The organism is Pseudarthrobacter sp. MDT1-40-2 (genome assembly GCF_059383595.1).
In genome coordinates, this window is the sequence record NZ_JBWZCL010000001.1 from 232,920 (window position 1) to 250,525 (window position 17,606).

At 64.6% G+C, this 17,606-nt stretch carries 17 protein-coding genes and 1 tRNA gene; 8 read left to right on the plus strand and 10 right to left on the minus strand.

What is annotated here, in order from left to right; all coding sequences use genetic code 11:
- Positions 1–29 precede the first annotated feature (29 nt).
- The 3 genes from AC50X5_RS01075 to AC50X5_RS01085 form a co-directional block, all read right to left on the minus strand.
- Positions 30–935, minus strand: coding sequence for an Fpg/Nei family DNA glycosylase (locus AC50X5_RS01075; RefSeq protein ID WP_494974345.1), 906 nt, complete (start codon positions 933–935; stop codon positions 30–32).
- Complete coding sequence (locus AC50X5_RS01080; RefSeq protein WP_494974346.1) at positions 935–1,429, minus strand: ribose-5-phosphate isomerase; 495 nt, start codon at positions 1,427–1,429, stop codon at positions 935–937. Before AC50X5_RS01080 ends, AC50X5_RS01075 begins: the two co-directional genes overlap by 1 nt.
- An 88-nt stretch (positions 1,430–1,517) precedes the next feature.
- Entirely contained in the window at positions 1,518–2,531 is a 1,014-nt protein-coding gene (locus tag AC50X5_RS01085; RefSeq protein ID WP_494974347.1) for a hypothetical protein, read from the minus strand.
- A 163-nt stretch (positions 2,532–2,694) separates the two neighbouring features.
- On the opposite strand from AC50X5_RS01085, the gene pepN reads away from it, so the two are divergent.
- Positions 2,695–5,232, plus strand: a complete 2,538-nt coding sequence (pepN, locus tag AC50X5_RS01090) for an aminopeptidase N (protein ID WP_494974348.1) — start codon at positions 2,695–2,697, stop codon at positions 5,230–5,232.
- A 6-nt stretch (positions 5,233–5,238) separates the two neighbouring features.
- Positions 5,239–5,715 carry an OsmC family protein gene (locus AC50X5_RS01095; protein WP_494974349.1) on the plus strand — a complete coding sequence of 159 codons (477 nt, stop codon included), beginning with the start codon at positions 5,239–5,241 and terminating at the stop codon, positions 5,713–5,715.
- 31 nt (positions 5,716–5,746) lie between these two features.
- On the opposite strand, the gene AC50X5_RS01100 is transcribed toward AC50X5_RS01095, so the two are convergent.
- Positions 5,747–6,739, minus strand: coding sequence for an NAD-dependent epimerase/dehydratase family protein (locus tag AC50X5_RS01100; protein WP_494974350.1), 993 nt, complete (start codon positions 6,737–6,739; stop codon positions 5,747–5,749).
- Positions 6,740–6,857: 118 nt separating this feature from the next.
- On the opposite strand from AC50X5_RS01100, the gene AC50X5_RS01105 reads away from it, so the two are divergent.
- On the plus strand, positions 6,858–7,553 hold the full coding sequence (locus AC50X5_RS01105) for a mechanosensitive ion channel family protein (RefSeq protein ID WP_494974351.1): 696 nt from the start codon (positions 6,858–6,860) through the stop codon (positions 7,551–7,553).
- Positions 7,554–7,557: 4 nt separating this feature from the next.
- Complete coding sequence (locus AC50X5_RS01110; protein ID WP_494974352.1) at positions 7,558–8,010, plus strand: globin; 453 nt, start codon at positions 7,558–7,560, stop codon at positions 8,008–8,010.
- Between the two features lie 22 nt (positions 8,011–8,032).
- Here AC50X5_RS01110 and AC50X5_RS01115 read toward each other — a convergent pair whose 3' ends face one another.
- On the minus strand, positions 8,033–8,731 hold the full coding sequence (locus AC50X5_RS01115) for a DUF8185 domain-containing protein (protein WP_494974353.1): 699 nt from the start codon (positions 8,729–8,731) through the stop codon (positions 8,033–8,035).
- Between the two features lie 62 nt (positions 8,732–8,793).
- Between AC50X5_RS01115 and AC50X5_RS01120 the strand changes: the two genes are divergently transcribed.
- A complete protein-coding gene (locus tag AC50X5_RS01120) occupies positions 8,794–9,699 on the plus strand; it encodes an acyl-CoA thioesterase (protein ID WP_494974354.1) in 906 nt (301 codons plus the stop codon).
- A gap of 83 nt (positions 9,700–9,782) precedes the next feature.
- Here the strand turns inward: AC50X5_RS01120 and ettA are convergent, their stop codons facing one another.
- From ettA to AC50X5_RS01135, 3 genes are read right to left on the minus strand one after another with little or no spacing between them, the layout of a single operon-like run.
- Complete coding sequence (gene ettA, locus AC50X5_RS01125) at positions 9,783–11,465, minus strand: energy-dependent translational throttle protein EttA (protein WP_463933810.1); 1,683 nt, start codon at positions 11,463–11,465, stop codon at positions 9,783–9,785.
- Positions 11,466–11,507: 42 nt separating this feature from the next.
- Entirely contained in the window at positions 11,508–12,005 is a 498-nt protein-coding gene (locus AC50X5_RS01130) for a DUF6993 domain-containing protein (protein WP_494974355.1), read from the minus strand.
- Between the two features lie 30 nt (positions 12,006–12,035).
- A complete protein-coding gene (locus AC50X5_RS01135) occupies positions 12,036–12,617 on the minus strand; it encodes a single-stranded DNA-binding protein (protein WP_494974356.1) in 582 nt (193 codons plus the stop codon).
- Positions 12,618–12,701: 84 nt separating this feature from the next.
- On the opposite strand from AC50X5_RS01135, the gene AC50X5_RS01140 reads away from it, so the two are divergent.
- A complete protein-coding gene (locus AC50X5_RS01140) occupies positions 12,702–13,349 on the plus strand; it encodes a maleylpyruvate isomerase family mycothiol-dependent enzyme (protein ID WP_494974357.1) in 648 nt (215 codons plus the stop codon).
- 66 nt (positions 13,350–13,415) lie between these two features.
- Here AC50X5_RS01140 and AC50X5_RS01145 read toward each other — a convergent pair.
- Positions 13,416–13,491, minus strand: a tRNA-Arg gene (locus AC50X5_RS01145).
- 61 nt (positions 13,492–13,552) lie between these two features.
- Complete coding sequence (locus AC50X5_RS01150) at positions 13,553–14,746, minus strand: ROK family transcriptional regulator (RefSeq protein ID WP_494974358.1); 1,194 nt, start codon at positions 14,744–14,746, stop codon at positions 13,553–13,555.
- Between the two features lie 208 nt (positions 14,747–14,954).
- Here AC50X5_RS01150 and xylA point away from each other — a divergent pair, with 208 nt between their 5' ends.
- Together xylA and xylB are read left to right on the plus strand one after the other, a co-directional pair.
- Positions 14,955–16,142 (plus strand): xylose isomerase, encoded by a 1,188-nt coding sequence (xylA, locus tag AC50X5_RS01155; protein WP_494974359.1) that lies wholly within the window; start codon positions 14,955–14,957, stop codon positions 16,140–16,142.
- An 11-nt stretch (positions 16,143–16,153) separates the two neighbouring features.
- On the plus strand, positions 16,154–17,575 hold the full coding sequence (gene xylB / locus AC50X5_RS01160) for a xylulokinase (RefSeq protein WP_494974360.1): 1,422 nt from the start codon (positions 16,154–16,156) through the stop codon (positions 17,573–17,575).
- Positions 17,576–17,606: the final 31 nt, after the last annotated feature.

Below are 17,606 nucleotides of genomic sequence, written 5' to 3' on the forward strand. Positions count from 1 at the left end.
GCTGTTCTTGTAGGCGGAGAGAACTCCTGTTAGCTGGAGGACTGGCAGACCGGGCACCAGTAAAGTTTCCGCCCCGCCATGTCGGCAACACCGACGCTGGTTCCACAAACCCGGCACGGCTGGCCATGCCGCTTGTAGACATAGTGCGCATTGCCGTCTTCCGGTAGAAGGCTGCCTGTTTCCGCGGCCAGGTCCCAGAACTCCGCCGGCGTGGTGATGATCCGCCCCTGCCGCACGCCGTCGTTCATTAACAGCACAGTGTCGTCCCACAACGCGGCAGCAAGCTCAGGGGAGATACTGCTCCCGGGCAGCCATGGGTCAACGCGCTGACGGAACAACACTTCAGCTCGGTAGACATTGCCCACGCCCGCAAGGACAGTCTGGTCCATGAGCAGTTGCGCAACAGGCGTGCGGCGGCTGAGCAGCCGTTCCACAAACTCTTCGCGGTTACCCGGCTGGTCATGCAGCGGATCCGGGCCCAACCGGTCCAGGACCGCCTGCACCTGCGCCACATCCAGCACCTCACAGGTGGTTGCGCCCCGAAGGTCGGCCCAGCCGTGGTGCGACACCAGGCGTACCCTGACAGCGCCTACGGGCGGCGGCGGGCCTTCGTACTCCGGTACCGGGCCGTCGTCAAACGTTTCCCGCTCCCCCACCCGCCGGGGCGCACCGATGCTGGAAGAACCCACGAACGTACTGTCCCCGCCGAAACTCCAGGCCCCGTAGAGACCAAGGTGTACGTGCAGCACCAGTCCGTGGTGAAACGCAAGGAACAAGTGTTTGCCGTGCGCGGCGGAGGCCTCCAGCTCGTGTCCATCCAACAGGGCAGCACCAGCTGCAAACCTTCCCTGCGGGCTGCTCACCGCCAGTTGTTCACCGACGAAAACTTCGGCGAACTGCCGGGCCAGCCGGTGGATGGAATGCCCTTCAGGCACTATTCGATGACCTCTCCGGTGTTTTCGTAGGCAGCGATCTTGCTGATCCTGCGGACGTGCCGTTCGTCGTTGCTGAACGCTTCGGTCAGGAACGCCTCGATGATAGCGGTGGCTTCTTCCACCGTGTGCTGGCGGCCGCCGACCGCCACGACGTTGGCATCGTTGTGCTCACGGGCCAGAGTGGCTGTGGAGTGGTTCCAGGCCAGCGCCGCGCGGACGCCCCTGACCTTGTTGGCGGCAATCTGCTCGCCGTTGCCGGAGCCGCCCAGGACGATTCCCAGCGCAAAAACACCGGCCTGCTGGTCCGCGACCACTGCCTTGGCGGCGTTGATGCAGAACGACGGGTAGTCATCCAGTGCGTCATATTCCTTGGGCCCGTGGTCAACCACTTCGTAGCCCTTGGCGGTGAGGTGGTTGACCAGGTGCGCGCTCAGTTCCATGCCGGCGTGGTCGGTGGCGATGTGCACGCGGGGAAACGTGGGGTTCTGGGTCACGGCAGTGTCCGTTCAGTTGAAAGAGCACCGGAGCATCGCCGGGCTGGGGTGGAGACGGTCAGGGGTCAGATCATCACGGACCAGAATACTAGGCGCCGGTGGCGTCCGGCCCCGGAGGCGGTTCGGCACGTGCGCGTGCGGCCACGCGGGTAAGGACATCTGCCAGCCGGGCGGCTCGGGTAGCGCTGCCGCCGCTCACGGCCAGCCTGCCGCCATCGGATTTCCGGACGACGACGGCGGGGCCGCTGCTGACGAGCACCGCTGCGGTTCCGCTGTGGTGCCGGTAGCCCCACCCGCCATAGTCTGCGGCTTTGACTTCCGACGCACTAACAGCGGAAATATCAGCGGCCGGGAGGTCAACCACCGGCACGAACCCGCCGATAAGCACCCGCAGGCCATGCCTGTCCGCCTTAACCCGGGCCACCAGCAGGGAGGCACCCACGATCGCCAGGGCCACCAGGACCAGGCCCAGCCACGGGACAGCGATGGAGATCAGCGCGGCGGGCAACAGCGTGGCGAGGGCGATCATGATGAACACCGAGCTCCGTGCGTGGACCCAAAAGCGAAGAGTCTCCCGCTTCAGGTCCGGATCCAGGATGTCTGTCAGGGCCTCTTCGAACGCCTTATCGTCTTCCGGAGACCACTGCCGGTCGGCCTTGAACACAAAGATCATTACCAGGCCCGATGCCAGTGCGGCACCGCTGCCGAGGGCCAGTACGGTGAGGTCCACGTGCGATTCCCGGGCGTCCGCCAGGCCCGCCTGGCCCACCAGTCCGGCGGCCAGGACGCTGGTCAGGAACAGGCAGAGGAACAGCCCGCCGCCCATCATGACACGCCGGATCATGGCCGGGCGCGGGAGCCAGCTGCCCTGGAACATCACCAGCCAGCCCACCAGCACCATCACGGCAGAGCCCACGCCCACGTATGCGCCGAAGGGCGCAAAGGAGGTGCCGCCGTCGTGAGTCCACGCTATGGCCAGCGGATCCGGAAGGTCCGGCCGCAACAGGAGTGCACAAGCCACGAATGCCGCCGCCAGGACCACCGGGAATCCCGCCGCAAACCGCAGCGCCTTGCCATCCACAGCATCACCGAACCTACGCATGCCTTAAAGCTACCCCTGTGGGAGCCACGCCCGGACGCTCCGCAGCTTGCCATCGGGGGCGCAAGTGGAAGAATGACCGAACAGTGTAAGAACTGACAGTGCCGGCTCTGGCGTTGGGCCCGACGGCAACCAAAAACTCTCTGGAGGCCTCACTTTGCCTGGTATGAACCTCACGCGCGCGGAAGCCCGCGAACGTGCCGACCTGATCACCGTGGAATCCTACGAAGTCGCCCTTGACCTCACACGGGGCGAAAAGGTCTTCGGCTCCACCACCACCGTGAAGTTCAGCGCCGTGCCTGGTTCCTCCTCGTTCATCGACGCCGTCACGGCCAAGGTACATAGCGTCAACCTCAACGGCAGGGACCTGGATCCGGCAGAAGTTGCCGATGGCATCCGGATCCAGTTGCCTGACCTTGCCGCGGACAACGTGCTGACCGTCGTCGCGGATGCTCCGTATATGAACACCGGCGAGGGCCTGCACCGGTTTGTGGACCCTGTGGATAACGAGGTGTACCTGTACACACAATTCGAGGTTCCGGACTCCCGGCGGATGTTTGCGGTGTTCGAGCAGCCTGACCTGAAGGCCACCTTCGCCTTCACAGTGACCGCGCCGGCCTATTGGGACGTTATTTCCAATTCCCCTACGCCTGACCCGGTTGCCGTTTCGGATGCGGCCGCAACCTGGACCTTCTCCCCCACCCCCCGGATTTCCTCGTACATCACCGCGCTCATCGCCGGCCCGTATGAGGCAGTGCGCAGCGAGGTGACCAGTTCGGACGGACGCGTTGTGCCGCTGGGAGTGTTCGCTAGAAAATCCCTGATGCAGTACCTCGACGCAGACAACATCTTCGAACTCACCCGGCAGGGATTCGAGTTTTATGAGGCACAGTTTGGCTGCCCCTACCCGTTTGAGAAGTACGATCAGCTGTTCGTTCCGGAGTTCAACGCCGGGGCCATGGAGAACGCCGGGGCCGTGACCATCCTGGAAGGCTACATTTTCCGCAGCAAGGTCACCGACGCGCAGGTTGAGCGCCGGGCCATCACAGTGCTCCACGAGCTGGCGCACATGTGGTTCGGCGACCTCGTCACCATGCGCTGGTGGAACGATCTTTGGCTCAACGAATCCTTCGCCGAGTACATGTCCCACCTGGCCGCCGTCGAAAACACGGCCTTCACCAGTGCCTGGACCACTTTCGCTTCCGTGGAAAAGTCCTGGGCCTACCGGCAGGACCAGCTGCCCACCACCCACCCGGTCTTCGCCGAAATCAACGACCTCCAGGACGTTGAGGTGAACTTCGATGGCATCACCTACGCCAAGGGGGCGTCCGTGCTGCGGCAGCTGGTGGCCTGGGTTGGGCCTGAGCAGTTTATGGCCGGCGTGCGCGAATACTTCGCCAAGCATTCCTGGCAGAACACCGAACTGTCAGACCTGTTGGTGGAGCTGGAAAAGGCCAGCGGACGGCAACTGGACCAGTGGGCCACCCTGTGGCTGGAGACGGCAGGAGTCAACACGCTCAGGCCCCAGCTCAGCGTCAGCCCCGATGGCATTATCGAGTCGTTCGCCATCCTGCAGTCCGCTGTGCCGGAATGGCCTACCCTCCGCCCGCACCGGCTGGCGGTCGGCTTTTACGACTTCGACGATGCCGGCAAGCTGGAACGGGTGCACCGCGAGGAACTGGACGTCGACGGTGCCCGCACAGAGGTGCCGGCCCTGGCAGGCCGGCCCCGGCCTGCCCTGATCCTGGTCAACGACGACGACCTCGCCTACGCTAAGGTGCGGCTGGACGAGGAATCGCTGGCCACCGCCACAGCGCACCTGAAGGACATCAGCCTCAGCCTGCCCCGTACCCTGGTGTGGAGCTCTGCCTGGGATGCCGCCCGCGATGGGGAGACGCCCGCCCGGCGTTACGTTCAGCTGCTCCTGGCGAACGTTGCCGCTGAGAGCGATTCGTCCGTCATCCTGGTGCAGCTGCGCCAGCTGGCCACCACCCTGAACTTCTACGTGGCCGAAGAACACCGTGAAACCACGGCAGCCGCCGCTGCAGACACCCTCTGGAAACTGGCCCGCTCCGTTCCGGCCGGCTCCGATGTACAGCTGCAGTTTGTGAAGGCGTTTGCGTTGCATGCCCGGTCCGGCGGCCAGCTGGACACCATTGGCGGCCTGCTGGACGGCTCCCTGGCCCTCGACGGCCTGGCCGTGGACCAGGACCTGCGCTGGGAACTGCTGATCTCCCTTGTGGTGGGCGGGCGCGCCGGCCAGCCCGAGATTGACGCTGAGCTCGCCCGGGACACCACCGCCAGCGGACAGAATGCGGCAGCTCTGGCGGGAGCCGCTATTCCCACGGCCGAAGCCAAGGCCGCGGCCTGGGAGTCAATCGTGGTGAAGGGCGAACTTTCCAACGCCATCCAGGGATCGGCCGTAGCCGGTTTCACCCGCGTGCTGGACCGGTCGCTGCTGGAACCTTATGCGGAGAAGTATTTCGACGCCGTTCCCGGGATTGTCGCAAACCGCACCCACGCGCTGGCCCAGCAGATCGTCGTCGGACTGTACCCCGCCCAGCTGACCCGACAGTCGACGATCGACCGGACTGACCAGTTGCTGGCCGGCCTGGGCGAAGAGAACGCCGCCCTGCGGCGGATGATGCTGGAAAACCGCGACGGCGTGGCGCGCGCCCTGCGTGCCCGGGCTGCGGACGTCTAGGCCGTTATGACGCTGGGTGAGCACACGTATTCACTGACCGTCCGCTGGACTGGAAACCTCGGCGAGGGAACGTCCAGCTACCGCGGCTACTCCCGGGACCATGATGTGGCGATCCCGGGCCTGCCGGTCCTTCCGGGTTCCGCGGACCCTGCATTCCACGGGGACAAGGAACGCTACAACCCTGAGCAGCTGCTCCTGGCGGCCCTGGCGCAGTGCCACATGCTGTCCTTCCTCCATGTGGCCGTACGCCACGGCGTGGTGGTCACGGACTACGAGGATGCTGCCACGGGGATCATGAGGATGAACAGGGACGGCAGCGGGCAGTTCGAAACGGTGACGCTGAACCCCCGGGTGACGGTGGCGGACGCTGCGCACGTTGATCTGGTCCCCGAGCTGCACCATGAAGCGAACCGGCTGTGCTTTATTGCCCGGAGCGTCAACTTCCCGGTGCAGCATTTACCGCTCACGGTGGTTGGCCCATAACGCCTTCCGGCGCATTCGGCGCCCACTTCGCTTACTTCGCGGACAGCAGCTCTCGGGCGAGGCGGGCCTCAGTATCCGGGCTGAGTCCGGCCTTCCGTTCGCGGGAGAGACCGCGGCGGCGTTCGTCGTCGAGCGTGTCCTGAAGTGTGTCCTGCCAAGGCCGCAGGACAAGTCCCCCCGCCTTCGCAGCTTCGTTGCTGCGACGGCAGAATCCATCGTTCCCGGGCGGGAGCCACAGCGGCAGGGAATCCCTGCCAGACCAGTACCCGATGCCGTTTCCCACCAGCCAGTGCACGCCGGCCGGCAGAATGGTTCCCAGGAAGCCCGCAGCGTTTTCCGCTGCTTCAATGTATTCCCCGAACGGCACCTGCCGGCCTACTGCGTTCAAGGGCCCGGTGACGGCGCGCTCTGCCGCGTCCAGGATCCAGGCTGCAAGATCCCGGACGTCGATCACCTGGGTTGCGCTGCCGGCAATGTCAGGGACGACCACGGGCCTGCTGTCCCGGGCAAACCGGGCAGGCCAGTACCCGTACCTGTCTGAGCTGTCCCCCGGACCGCTGATCAGCCCTGCCCGGCAGAGGAGGGCTTTGCCTGCGGCCGCTTCAAGGGTGGCCTGCTCAATTGCCGACTTCGACTCCCCGTAGTTCTCCGGGGTGGACGGCATTCCGGTGGGAAGCGGCGGCAGGAGGTCAGCTTCCTCCTTGGCATGGGGCATCGAGTGGTCGGCGTAGACCGAGCAGCTGGAAACGAAGGTCCAGTGGCGTGCGCGGCCGGCAAGACTGCTGAGGGCATCCCTTGCCAGCGCTGGGTCGCGGGCAACTTCGATCACCGAGTTCCATTCACCCGATGCCCGGGAATAGCCGTTCGCGCCCAGTGAACGGTCTTCCTTCAGCCACCTGGCGCCCGGAGGGGGCTCTGCCGCGGAACCACGGGCCAGGCAGGTTACCTGGTGGCCTGCTGCCACAGCTTGCCTGGCTAATTCTGCCGACAGGAAAGCCGTTCCGCCAAGGATCAGGATGCGCATGACTCAACGCTACGGCGCTAGGGTTGAAGGAGGACAGAGCCTTATGCGCTGGGCTTAGCCCGCGTGAGGCACCAGTTACCCGGCGGCCGCCGGTGAACACCAAGGAGCAGCCCCACAGATGTTGAGCATGTTGTCGATCACCCCACTCGCCGCCGACCCCGACGGCGTCAGCATCCCCGGAGTTTTGATCAGCGTTGGTGTTGGCATAGTTGTCTGGCTGGTGGCAACGTTCGTGATTTCCCGGATCACCAAGCGGGCGGCCTCAGGCAGCAATTTCTTCAAGAAACCCCATTTCAGATGGGTTGCCCCCGCGTTGCGGGCACTGGACCACGAGCGCCGGGTCCAGAGGGCGGAAACCATTGGCGCGCTGCTCAACAGCATCGTCGGCGTCCTGGTCGCGGTAATCACCATCATGTATGTGCTGCAGAACCTGGACGTCAACATAGCCCCGCTGCTGACCAGCGTCGGCATCTTGGGTATCGCCATAGGTTTTGGCGCCCAGCAGCTGATCCGCGACTTTCTGGCCGGTATTTTTATTACCATTGAAGACCAGTATGGAATCGGCGACGTCATCGAGACCAGTGAAGTGGTAGGTGTTGTGGAGTCCATGGGCCTGCGTATCACCCGCGTCCGCGCGGAGGACGGCGCCATCTGGTACCTGCGCAATGGCGAAATCCTGCGGGTGGGCAACCGTTCGCAGGGCGACTACGTGCCCGTCACGGAGCCTGCAGGCCCTGGCCCCGATCAGGCGGCCGCCTACAATCTTAACCACGGCATGGACGACAAAAAGACTGACCAGAAGGCCGGAGAATAGCACCATGAGCACACCCGCCCAGCCTGAGCAGCCCCGGCAGTTGCTGCAGAACGATCCCTTCAGCAAGCCGGGATACACGGACAATTTCTACGACGCCGTGGGCGGCCATGAGACCTTCGTCAAGCTCATCGACGTGTTTTACGACGGCGTGGCAAAAGATCCGCTGCTGCGTCCCATGTATCCGGAAGAGGACCTGGGACCGGCCAAGCGGCGCTTCCTGATGTTCCTGGAGCAGTACTGGGGCGGCCCCACTACCTACGGTGAGGAACGCGGGCATCCCCGTCTCCGGATGCGGCATATGCCGTTCACGGTGACGCCGGAAGCAAAGGACCGTTGGCTCTTTCATATGCGCGCGGCCGTCGACGCCCTGGAGCTGCCGCCGCTCTATGAGGGGACGCTGTGGGACTACATGGAGCGCGCCGCGCTGTCCATGGTCAACAGGCCGTCGGGCCCCTAGCCCGGCTGGGAAACGGCGGTTCCTAGAGACCGGCGCCGGTCCGCACCAGTACATGGCCGCGGTCGCCGCTCAGCCTGAACCACCGGCCGGCGCGGTAAACCGTCTGTTCGCCGTCTGCCAGGAAGCCCAGTGTGAGCGCGGCGAAGGCGGCCCCGGCCGGGAGTCCCCCGGAGGCTTCCTCAATGTCCGTACCTTCAGGCGCGTTCCCGGGAAGGGCAAGCGGCCTGCCCCAGACCGTGGCACGGACGTTGTTGACAATCAGTGCTCCCGGGTTGTCCGGAACCATCGAGGCGACTTCGGCTATCCCGGCTTCCGCAGCGGCCCGCAGCACCGGGTCAGGGAGTGTGCCCACCCGGGCCCACCCCGATCGCGGAGCGCTCACCCCGGTCCACGGTTCCGTAACCGTCGACGGCGGTACCGGCAGATCGACGTCGCCCATTCCTGCGCGGGCCAGGCGGTCCAGGACTGCGCCGATAGGCACTGTGACGTCGGTGTCCGAAGGGCGGGCCAAAGCGATGGTCCGCAGCCCCAGGACAGTGGGTGTCGCTTCGCCCAGGATCCGCGGCCGCAGCACGCAGACATAAGCGGCAAGAACCGACCCCGAGGCCTGGAGCCGGATGGCGCCGTCGTCTATCGATTTGGCGCGCGTGGCAAAAGTGCGCAGGTCAGTGAGATCGCTCGGATCCGGGAACGTCAGGGAGGGAGTCAGGAGGTCAGGCACACTATGAACCCTACCGGCAGTGCGCGTTTGAGCAGCCCCCGGCCGCCGTCTAGAGTCAAACCATGACTGAAGTAAACGCCCCACTGCCTCCGGTTCCCGGCAGCGATCCCACTCTGGCCCTGATTGAGCTGCTGACGCTCGGAGAGCTCGAGGGGGCACGGACCAATGAAGACATCTTCCTTGGTCCGTCACAGCGCCAACCGCTTCAGCGTGTATTTGGCGGACAGGTACTGGCGCAGTCACTGGTCGCTTCTACCCGGACTGTCGACCCGGACCGGGCGGTGCATTCAATGCACGGCTATTTCCTCCGACCCGGGGACGCGAACAAGCCCATCACCTTTGGTGTTGAGCGGCTCCGCGACGGCCGCTCCTTTTCCGCCCGGCGGGTCCACGCCTACCAGGACGGCTCCCCGATCCTATCGATGATCGCCTCCTTCCAGACGGAAGACGAAGGCGTTGACCACCAGTCGGACATCCCGAAGGGGATCCCGGATCCTGAGTCGCTGCCCACCACAGCCGAACTGCTGGGCTCGATCGATCACCCGGTTGCCAAGCACTGGGCCTACGAGCGGCCCTTTGACATCCGGCACGTGGATCCTGCCCTCTACATGAGCGCCAACGGACAAAGGTCGGCGCAGAACGCGGTATGGATGAAGACCTTCGGCCCCCTGCCCGACGACGCCAACCTCCACCGGGCCGCCCTGGCCTATGCCAGCGACTACACGATCCTTGAATCCATCCTTCGCCGCCACTCCCTGAGCTGGGTGACGCCGGGCATGAGCGTGGCCAGCCTGGACCATGCCATGTGGTGGCACCGCGACGCCCGGGCCGATGAATGGCTGCTGTACGTCCAGGAATCCCCCACCGCCCAGGGTGCCCGCGGCCTTGCCACCGGCCGGATCTTCAACCAGGCGGGCCAGCACGTAGCGTCCGTGGCGCAGGAGGGCATGGTCCGCGTTCCGCGCTGAACCTGGTCCTCGTACGGCAGCGGCCGGCACCCTCGTTCTGAGGATGCCGGCCGTTGCCGTTGTTTCTGGTCTTCGCTGCCCTGTCAGTCGCGGGTCAGGCGGCGGTGGGTGACACGGTGCGGCTTCGCTGCATCCGGGCCAAGGCGCTCCACCTTGTTCTCCTCGTAGGATTCGAAGTTCCCTTCGAACCAGTACCACTTGGAGGGGTTGGCATCATCACCTTCATAAGCCAGGATGTGGGTTGCCACCCGGTCCAGGAACCAGCGGTCGTGCGATACCACCACAGCACAGCCGGGGAATTCCAGCAGCGCGTTCTCCAAGCTGGAGAGGGTCTCGACGTCGAGGTCGTTGGTGGGCTCATCGAGCAGCAGGAGGTTGCCACCCTGCTTCAGGGTCAGTGCCAGGTTCAGCCGGTTGCGCTCACCACCGGAGAGCACGCCGGCCTTCTTCTGCTGATCCGGTCCCTTGAAACCAAAGGCGGCCACGTAGGCGCGGGACGGCATTTCGACCTGGCCAACCTGAATGAAGTCATTGCCATCGGACACGACTTCCCACAGGGTCTTGTTGGGGTCGATGCCGCCACGGCTCTGGTCAGCGTAGGAAATCTTGACGGATTCGCCGATCTTCAGTTCGCCGCCGTCCAGCGGCTCGAGGCCCACGATGGTCTTGAAGAGGGTGGTCTTACCAACGCCGTTAGGGCCGATGACACCGACGATGCCGTTCCGCGGAAGGGTGAAGGTCAGCCCGTCGATCAGCGTACGGCCGTCGTAGCCCTTCTGCAGGTTCCTGGCCTCGAGCACCACGCCGCCCAGGCGGGGGCCCGGCGGGATCTGGATTTCCTCGAAGTCCAGTTTCCTGGTGCGATCTGCCTCGGCTGCCATTTCCTCGTAGCGTGCCAGACGCGCCTTGGACTTGGTCTGCCGGCCCTTCGCGTTGGAGCGGACCCACTCGAGTTCCTCGGTCAGGCGTTTGGCCTGCTTGGCGTCCTTTTTGCCCTGGACTTCAAGGCGGGCGCGCTTCTTCTCCAGGTAGGTGGAGTAGTTGCCTTCGTACGGGTAGAGGTGGCCGCGGTCGACTTCGGCGATCCACTGGGCCACGTGGTCCAGGAAGTAGCGATCGTGAGTGACCGCCAGGACGGCGCCGGCGTAGTTGGAAAGATGCTGCTCGAGCCACAGGACGCTTTCGGCGTCGAGGTGGTTAGTGGGCTCGTCAAGGAGCAGGAGGTCCGGCTTCTGGAGCAGGAGCTTGCAGAGAGCGACGCGGCGGCGCTCACCACCGGAAAGGTTGGTGACATCGGCATCGGCCGGCGGGCAGCGGAGTGCATCCATGGCCTGCTCCAGCTGTGAGTCGAGGTCCCAGGCGTCGGCGGCGTCAATTGCCTCCTGCAGCTGGCCCATCTCTTCAAGGAGGGAGTCGTAGTCGGCGTCAGGGTTCGCCATTTCTTCTGAGATCTCATTGAAGCGCTGGATCTTGCCGTAGATCTCGCCGACGCCCTCCTGGACGTTGCCCAGGACGGTTTTCTCCTCATTCAGCGGCGGTTCCTGGAGCAGGATGCCCACTGAGTAGCCGGGACTGAGCCGGGCCTCGCCATTGGAGGGCTGGTCCAGGCCGGCCATGATCTTGAGGATGGTGGACTTACCGGCACCATTGGGGCCCACAACGCCGATTTTGGCGCCCGGGTAAAAGGACATGCTTACGTCATCGAGAATGAGTTTTTCGCCAACAGCCTTACGGGCATTGGTCATTGTGTAGATAAATTCCGCCATGCTTCCAAATCTAGTGGGTCAGCGGTTATATCTCACATTCGGTCACTGGACCACGGACCCCACAAAACACCTGCCGGAGGCGAGGACCGGAAGCACGGTGACCGTGACGCTGCCCTCGCGGATGTGACCCATGACGCAGTCACCGCCATCCAGCACTGCCGCTTCGACGGCATCGGCCTCCAGACCGGTGGGCGTCCGGGTGGCGGTGACCTCTACACCCGGACCCGAGAAGCCGGCAGCAGCAAGCGCATTAAGTACCTGTTCGGTGCCGGGTTTCCCGGATTGTCCTGCGAGCGCGTCAAGGGCAGCCTGTACGGCGGCCGCCGTTTCAGCGGCCGCCTGCGGTACCGGAACGGAGCTGGCTGGTTGGTCCACCGCGTTCGGCGCCACTGACGGGACGGGACCCAATGTCCGCGAAGGCGGTTCCGCCGAGATGGTCCCGACCGCCGTGCAGCCCGCCATCATAAGCACCGATGCTGCCAGCATCGCTGGCAGGGCCCCAGCGAATCGCCGTGCTGTTCGTCCGCCCCAATGATTCATGGGCCCATTCTGCCATCCCGTGGGCCGGCATCACGCCGGTGCGGACACCTCCCCTGTGGTCCTGTCCACAGCCATATCGTTGCCTTCCTCGTCCTGCATGAGAAGGCTGCCACTGGTCTGGGCATCGTCCCCGGGACCACTGCCGTAAGGATCGTCGTCCGCGAATTCGGGACCGTCATAGCCGTCCGGAAGGGCTGAGCCGCCGAACCCCTGGCTGCTGCCATGCTGACCGCCACCGGCGTGGCCCGGTTGAGTATCTGACGTCCTGATGTAGCTGGCGGAGCCGTGCTTGAGGTCGTGTCCCACAGTGACCGCTTCAATCTCCGCTTCCAGGTGGCTCTGGCCGTCCCTCTCCCAGGTCCTGTTCTTGATTTTGCCCACGATGATGATCTTCTGGCCCTTCTTGAGGCTGCACGCCAGATTCCCTGCCAACTGACGGTAAGCCTGGACAGTGAACCAGTTCATGTGGTCCATACCCATGGCGTTCCTGCTCGTGTCCCAGCGTTGCAGGGGTGACCCGATGCGGAAGCTGACCGCCTGCACCCCTGTTTTGGTGATCGAAGGCTTGGGGTCAGTTGCGACGAAGCCCCTGATAGTGATGATGTCCGTCATGATCGTTTCCTTACTATGAGTGGTAACGGCTGGTTTCTCCAGCTTGGCGGCACGCCGAAAACCGGGACAGGGGTCAATCGCGCTATGTGGAAAACCAACGGTTCGGCGGAATTCGCGAAAGCGACGTGGTCTGTGGTGCACGCGGAACGGACAGCGCTCTTAGAAGACCTTGAGTCTCTTGCGAGTGCCGATTGGGACGTCCAGTCACTGTGTCCGGGATGGACTGTCCACGACGTGCTGGCACATCTGGTCGACGATGCAAAGACCACCGCATTTGGGTTTCTCCAGCGCTTTGCCGGCGCAGGGTTTAACTTCGATCGCAGCAATGAACAGGGTGTTGCCCGTGAGCGCCGCCCGGATCCCCGCGCCACCCTGGACGCTTTCACTGCCGCGTCCCGCCGGACCAGCTCCGCGCCTGCTCCGCTGGCTTCGCGTCTGATTGAGATCCTGGTGCACGGTGAGGACATCCGCCGGCCCCTCGGCCTGGCACATGGCTACCCACCGGACGCAGCTATCACGGCCCTCCGCTATCAGCTGGGCACCACCGTGAAGATGGGCGGTGCCAGGGAAAAGGCACAAGGCTTGCGGCTCGTAGCCACCGATGTGAAATTCAGCGTAGGCTCCCGCCCTGAAGTCAAAGGCACCGCAAGCGCCCTGCTCATCGCAGCGTCCGGCCGCCCTGTATTGGATGTCGGACTCGAAGGTCAGGGAGTAGCTCAACTGCTGGGTTGAGCAAGGCCTGCCCTTGGCCTTAGATGAATTCAACATCGAAGGCCAAGGAACAGGCCTTGGTCTGCGTGGTGCCCCAGGAGGGAATCGAACCCCCGACCGGCGGATTAGAAGGCCGCTGCTCTATCCCCTGAGCTACTGGGGCAGGAACGCCGGACGATGCCCAACGCCTCAAGAAGTTTACCCTGCCCGCACCTGGGGTGCTGTTAGGCCCCGGCCGGGTCGGCCAGGAGCCGGGCAAACGCCAGTTCAGCAGCCCCCACGAGCAGCAATTCGGACCCCAGGACTGCGCGCCTGATCCGGACTTCCGCCCCCAGCCGGCCAAGGGTTGCACCGGAAACGGCAGAGACCAGACGGTCCGGGTCCTGGGAAAAGATGGTTCCCAGGAATCCGCCGAGCACGATTATCTCCGGGTTGAAGATGTTGATGAAATTCGTCAGCGCCACCGCCAGGAGATCGATCTGGCGTTCCACCTCCTGTTGGAGTTCCCGGGACGGCCGCTCCCCCATGGCGAGTTCCAGCTCGTCCTGGTCTGCGCGGTGAAGGCCGAGCGGTTCGAGGAGCCGCTCCAGGCGGACTTCAGCGTCCAGGCAGCCGAGCCTGCCGCAGTGGCAGGCTCCGCCGTCGGACTTCACGAGGGTGTGCCCCAGCTCGCCGGCAAACCCGGCAGCGCCACGCAGCGGCCTGGCCCCCGAAATGACCCCGCCGCCGATGCCGCTGGCGCTGCCGTTCAGGTAGATCACATCGGAAACGCCGACGGCGGCACCGTAGATGCTTTCCGCCAGCGAGCCCAGTGCGGCGTCATTTCCTGCCCGGACCGGACGGTCAAGCGCCTGCTCGAGCGAAACAGCCAGCGGTTCGTCCGCCCACTGCAGGTGCGGTGCCAGCAGTATCTGCCCATCCGATGAGCGCACCAGCCCAGGGACCGCTACTCCGATTCCGGTGATCCGGTCCATGTCGTCCAGATCGGCCTTCATCCCGTCCAGAATGGCGCGGCTGATGTTCACTGTATCTGTCACCGATGGCCTGCTCGCTGCCTCATACCGGATCCTGCGGTGCACGTGCCCACCGAGGCCCACCAACCCGACGGTCACGGCGTCGACGTCCGGGTTAATCGCCAGGGCGGCGACTTTCTCATTGGGGTGGACCAGCGGGCTGGGCCGGCCCGCACGTCCGACGGCGGGTGGTTCCGTTTCGTAGGCAAGTCCAAGATCGCCGAGCTCACCAACAAGGGCGCTGACGGTGGAGCGGTTCAGGCGCGTCTCCCTGGTCAGCTGCGCGCGGGAGAGCGGGCCCCTCCGGTGGAGCATGCCAAGGATCAATGACAGGTTATTGCGCCTGACCGCCTCTGCGCCCTGCAACACCTTCGCGGCGGAGCGGATGACCGGGGAAGCCGTCACAGCCTGCCTTTCGACGAAGAAATTTTTGTTGGTGAATCCAACTTACTAGCCACGGCCGCCCAACTCAATCACGGCTGCACCCAGACCTCCAGCACCGACCCTACGCGATACCAGCACATGAACAGCGGAGCGGAGTGAAAATCCTTGACAGGCGCCGAGCTGAAACAATAAGTTGTATGAAACAACTAAACCAACCCATGGAGGACACATGACAACGACGCCTACCCCCCAGGACCGCTTTACCTTCGGACTGTGGACCGTCGGCTGGACCGGAGCCGATCCGTTCGGCGTAGCCACCCGCGCAGCCCTGGACCCCGTGGAGGCAGTGCATAAGCTGAGCGAACTCGGCGCCTACGGCATCACGTTCCATGACAATGACCTGGTTCCCTTCGATGCCACGGCCTCCGAGCGTGAACTCATCCTCAAGAACTTCAAAGCTGCCCTCGCCGAGACCGGCCTCAAGGTACCGATGGTCACCACCAACCTCTTCAGCCATCCTGTCTTTAAAGACGGCGGGTTCACGTCCAACGACCGCTCCATCCGCCGCTTTGCCCTCAGCAAGGTGTTGCGCAACATCGACTCGGCGGCCGAGTTCGGCGCTGAGACATTCGTTATGTGGGGCGGCCGGGAAGGCAGCGAATACGACGGCTCGAAGGACCTGTCCGCAGCCCTGGACCGGATGAAGGAAGGCGTGGACACCGCAGCTGCCTACATCAAGGAGAAGGGCTATGGGATGCGTATCGCGTTGGAGCCCAAGCCAAACGAGCCCCGCGGCGACATCTTCCTTCCGACAGTCGGCCATGGCCTGGCTTTCATCGCCCAGCTTGAACACGGCGACATTGTGGGTCTCAACCCCGAAACCGGCCACGAACAGATGGCGGGCCTGAACTTCACCCACGGCATCGCCCAGGCACTGTGGGCCGGCAAGCTCTTCCACATCGACCTCAACGGCCAACGGGGCATCAAATACGACCAGGACCTGGTGTTCGGCCATGGCGATTTGACCAGCGCGTTCTTCACCGTGGACCTCCTCGAAAACGGCTTCCCCAACGGCGGACCGCGCTATGAAGGACCCCGCCACTTCGACTATAAGCCGTCCCGCACCGATGGCTATGACGGCGTATGGGACTCAGCCAAAGCGAACATGTCCATGTACCTGCTCCTGAAGGAGCGCGCCCTTGCCTTCCGCGCGGATCCCGAGGTCCAGGCAGCGCTTGCCGCCTCCGGTGTGTTCGAGCTCGGCGAGTCCACCCTGGCAACAGGCGAAACCGCGGCGGACCTGCTGGCTGATGCGGCAGCATTCGAAACCTTCGATGCCAATGCGGCTGCAGAACGCAGCTTCGCCTTCATCCGGCTCAACCAGCTCGCCATCGAGCACCTGCTCAACGCCCGCTGAGGTCAAAGCCCATGCCCCTTGTAGCCGGTATCGACAGTTCCACCCAGTCCTGCAAGGTAGTCATCCGGGACGCTGATTCGGGCGCTCTCGTCCGCCAGGGACGCGCATCGCATCCTGAAGGAACGGAGGTCCATCCGGACCACTGGTGGACCGCACTCCAGGAAGCAGTCCGCCAGGCAGGCGGGCTGGATGACGTTGCGGCCATTTCGGTCGGAGGCCAGCAGCACGGCATGGTGGTGCTGGACAGCTCAGGTGAGGTCATCCGGCCAGCGCTTTTGTGGAATGACACCAGGAGTGCCCAGGCGGCGGCAGACCTTGTGCGCGCAGCCGGTGAGGGGGATCCGGCCCGGGGGGCCCGCTACTGGGCTGACACCACGGGAACGGTTCCGGTGGCCTCACTGACCCTGACCAAACTGCAGTGGCTGGCGGACAATGAACCGGAGCATGCCGCACGGGTCGCTGCCGTATGCCTGCCCCATGACTGGTTGTCCTGGCGACTGGCCGGTTATGGTCCGGGCAGCGGTCCTGAAGGATTCGCGGCCCTGGCCACGGACCGTTCGGATGCCTCCGGTACCGGCTACTATTCGACGGCGGCCGGACACTATCTGCCGGAACTCTTGGAAGCATCACTGGGCCATGTGCCGCAATTGCCGCAGGTCCTTGATCCGCTGGCAATCGCGGGTGAAACTCCCGGCGGGAGCCTGATCGCTGCCGGCGCCGGTGACAATGCAGCGGCCGCCCTGGGTGTCGGCGCCAGGGTGGGAGATGTCGTCATGTCGCTGGGCACCTCGGGCACGGTTTTTGCCGTATCTGAGCATCCGGCCGCCGACGCCTCGGGACTGGTGGCAGGTTTCGCCGACGCGACAGGGCACTACTTGCCCTTGGCCTGCACTTTGAACGCCACCCGGGTGTTCGATGCAACGGCGGCGCTGTTGGGAGTCAGCCTGGCGGGTTTCACCGAACTGGCACTCGCTGCCGGCACCGGGGCGGGCGGTCTGACGCTGGTGCCGTACTTCGACGGCGAACGCACCCCCAACCTGCCCAACGCCACGGGTTCGTTGCATGGCATGACCCGGGAAAACTACACGCCGGAAAACCTGGCGCGGGCCGCCGTCGAAGGTGTTGTTTGTTCCCTGGCGGACGGCCTCCGCGCCCTGCAGGACCAGGGCGTCGAGGCGGAAAGGATCATCCTGGTGGGCGGCGGGGCACAGTCCGCAGCCGTCCAGCAGTCGGCGTCCGAACTGCTGGGACTCCCAATGGTGGTGCCCTCGCCCGGTGAATACGTAGCGGATGGTGCAGCCCGGCAGGCAGCCGGAATCCTGAACGGGAAGTTCGCGGACTGGCAGCTGGACGCGGTGACTTTGCCGCCGTCGAACCCCGCCCCTGAGGTCCTGGCACGCTACCGCAGATGGGCAGCCATCCACACAGCGTAGGCCGGACTCCGGATTCCGAACGCGGAAATGG

Bases quoted from the DNA above. Each gene is read 5' to 3' on its own strand.
- AC50X5_RS01135 (WP_494974356.1), bottom strand. From the start codon at position 12,617: ATGACGGACATCATCACTATCAGGGGCTTCGTCGCAACTGACCCCAAG.
- AC50X5_RS01105 (WP_494974351.1), top strand. From the start codon at position 6,858: ATGTTGAGCATGTTGTCGATCACCCCACTCGCCGCCGACCCCGACGGC.
- AC50X5_RS01120 (WP_494974354.1), top strand. From the start codon at position 8,794: ATGACTGAAGTAAACGCCCCACTGCCTCCGGTTCCCGGCAGCGATCCC.
- AC50X5_RS01095 (WP_494974349.1), top strand. From the start codon at position 5,239: ATGACGCTGGGTGAGCACACGTATTCACTGACCGTCCGCTGGACTGGA.
- ettA (WP_463933810.1), bottom strand. From the start codon at position 11,465: ATGGCGGAATTTATCTACACAATGACCAATGCCCGTAAGGCTGTTGGC.
- AC50X5_RS01085 (WP_494974347.1), bottom strand. From the start codon at position 2,531: ATGCGTAGGTTCGGTGATGCTGTGGATGGCAAGGCGCTGCGGTTTGCG.
- AC50X5_RS01130 (WP_494974355.1), bottom strand. From the start codon at position 12,005: ATGAATCATTGGGGCGGACGAACAGCACGGCGATTCGCTGGGGCCCTG.
- AC50X5_RS01100 (WP_494974350.1), bottom strand. From the start codon at position 6,739: ATGCGCATCCTGATCCTTGGCGGAACGGCTTTCCTGTCGGCAGAATTA.
- AC50X5_RS01140 (WP_494974357.1), top strand. From the start codon at position 12,702: ATGTGGAAAACCAACGGTTCGGCGGAATTCGCGAAAGCGACGTGGTCT.
- AC50X5_RS01110 (WP_494974352.1), top strand. From the start codon at position 7,558: ATGAGCACACCCGCCCAGCCTGAGCAGCCCCGGCAGTTGCTGCAGAAC.
- xylB (WP_494974360.1), top strand. From the start codon at position 16,154: ATGCCCCTTGTAGCCGGTATCGACAGTTCCACCCAGTCCTGCAAGGTA.
- pepN (WP_494974348.1), top strand. From the start codon at position 2,695: ATGAACCTCACGCGCGCGGAAGCCCGCGAACGTGCCGACCTGATCACC.
- xylA (WP_494974359.1), top strand. From the start codon at position 14,955: ATGACAACGACGCCTACCCCCCAGGACCGCTTTACCTTCGGACTGTGG.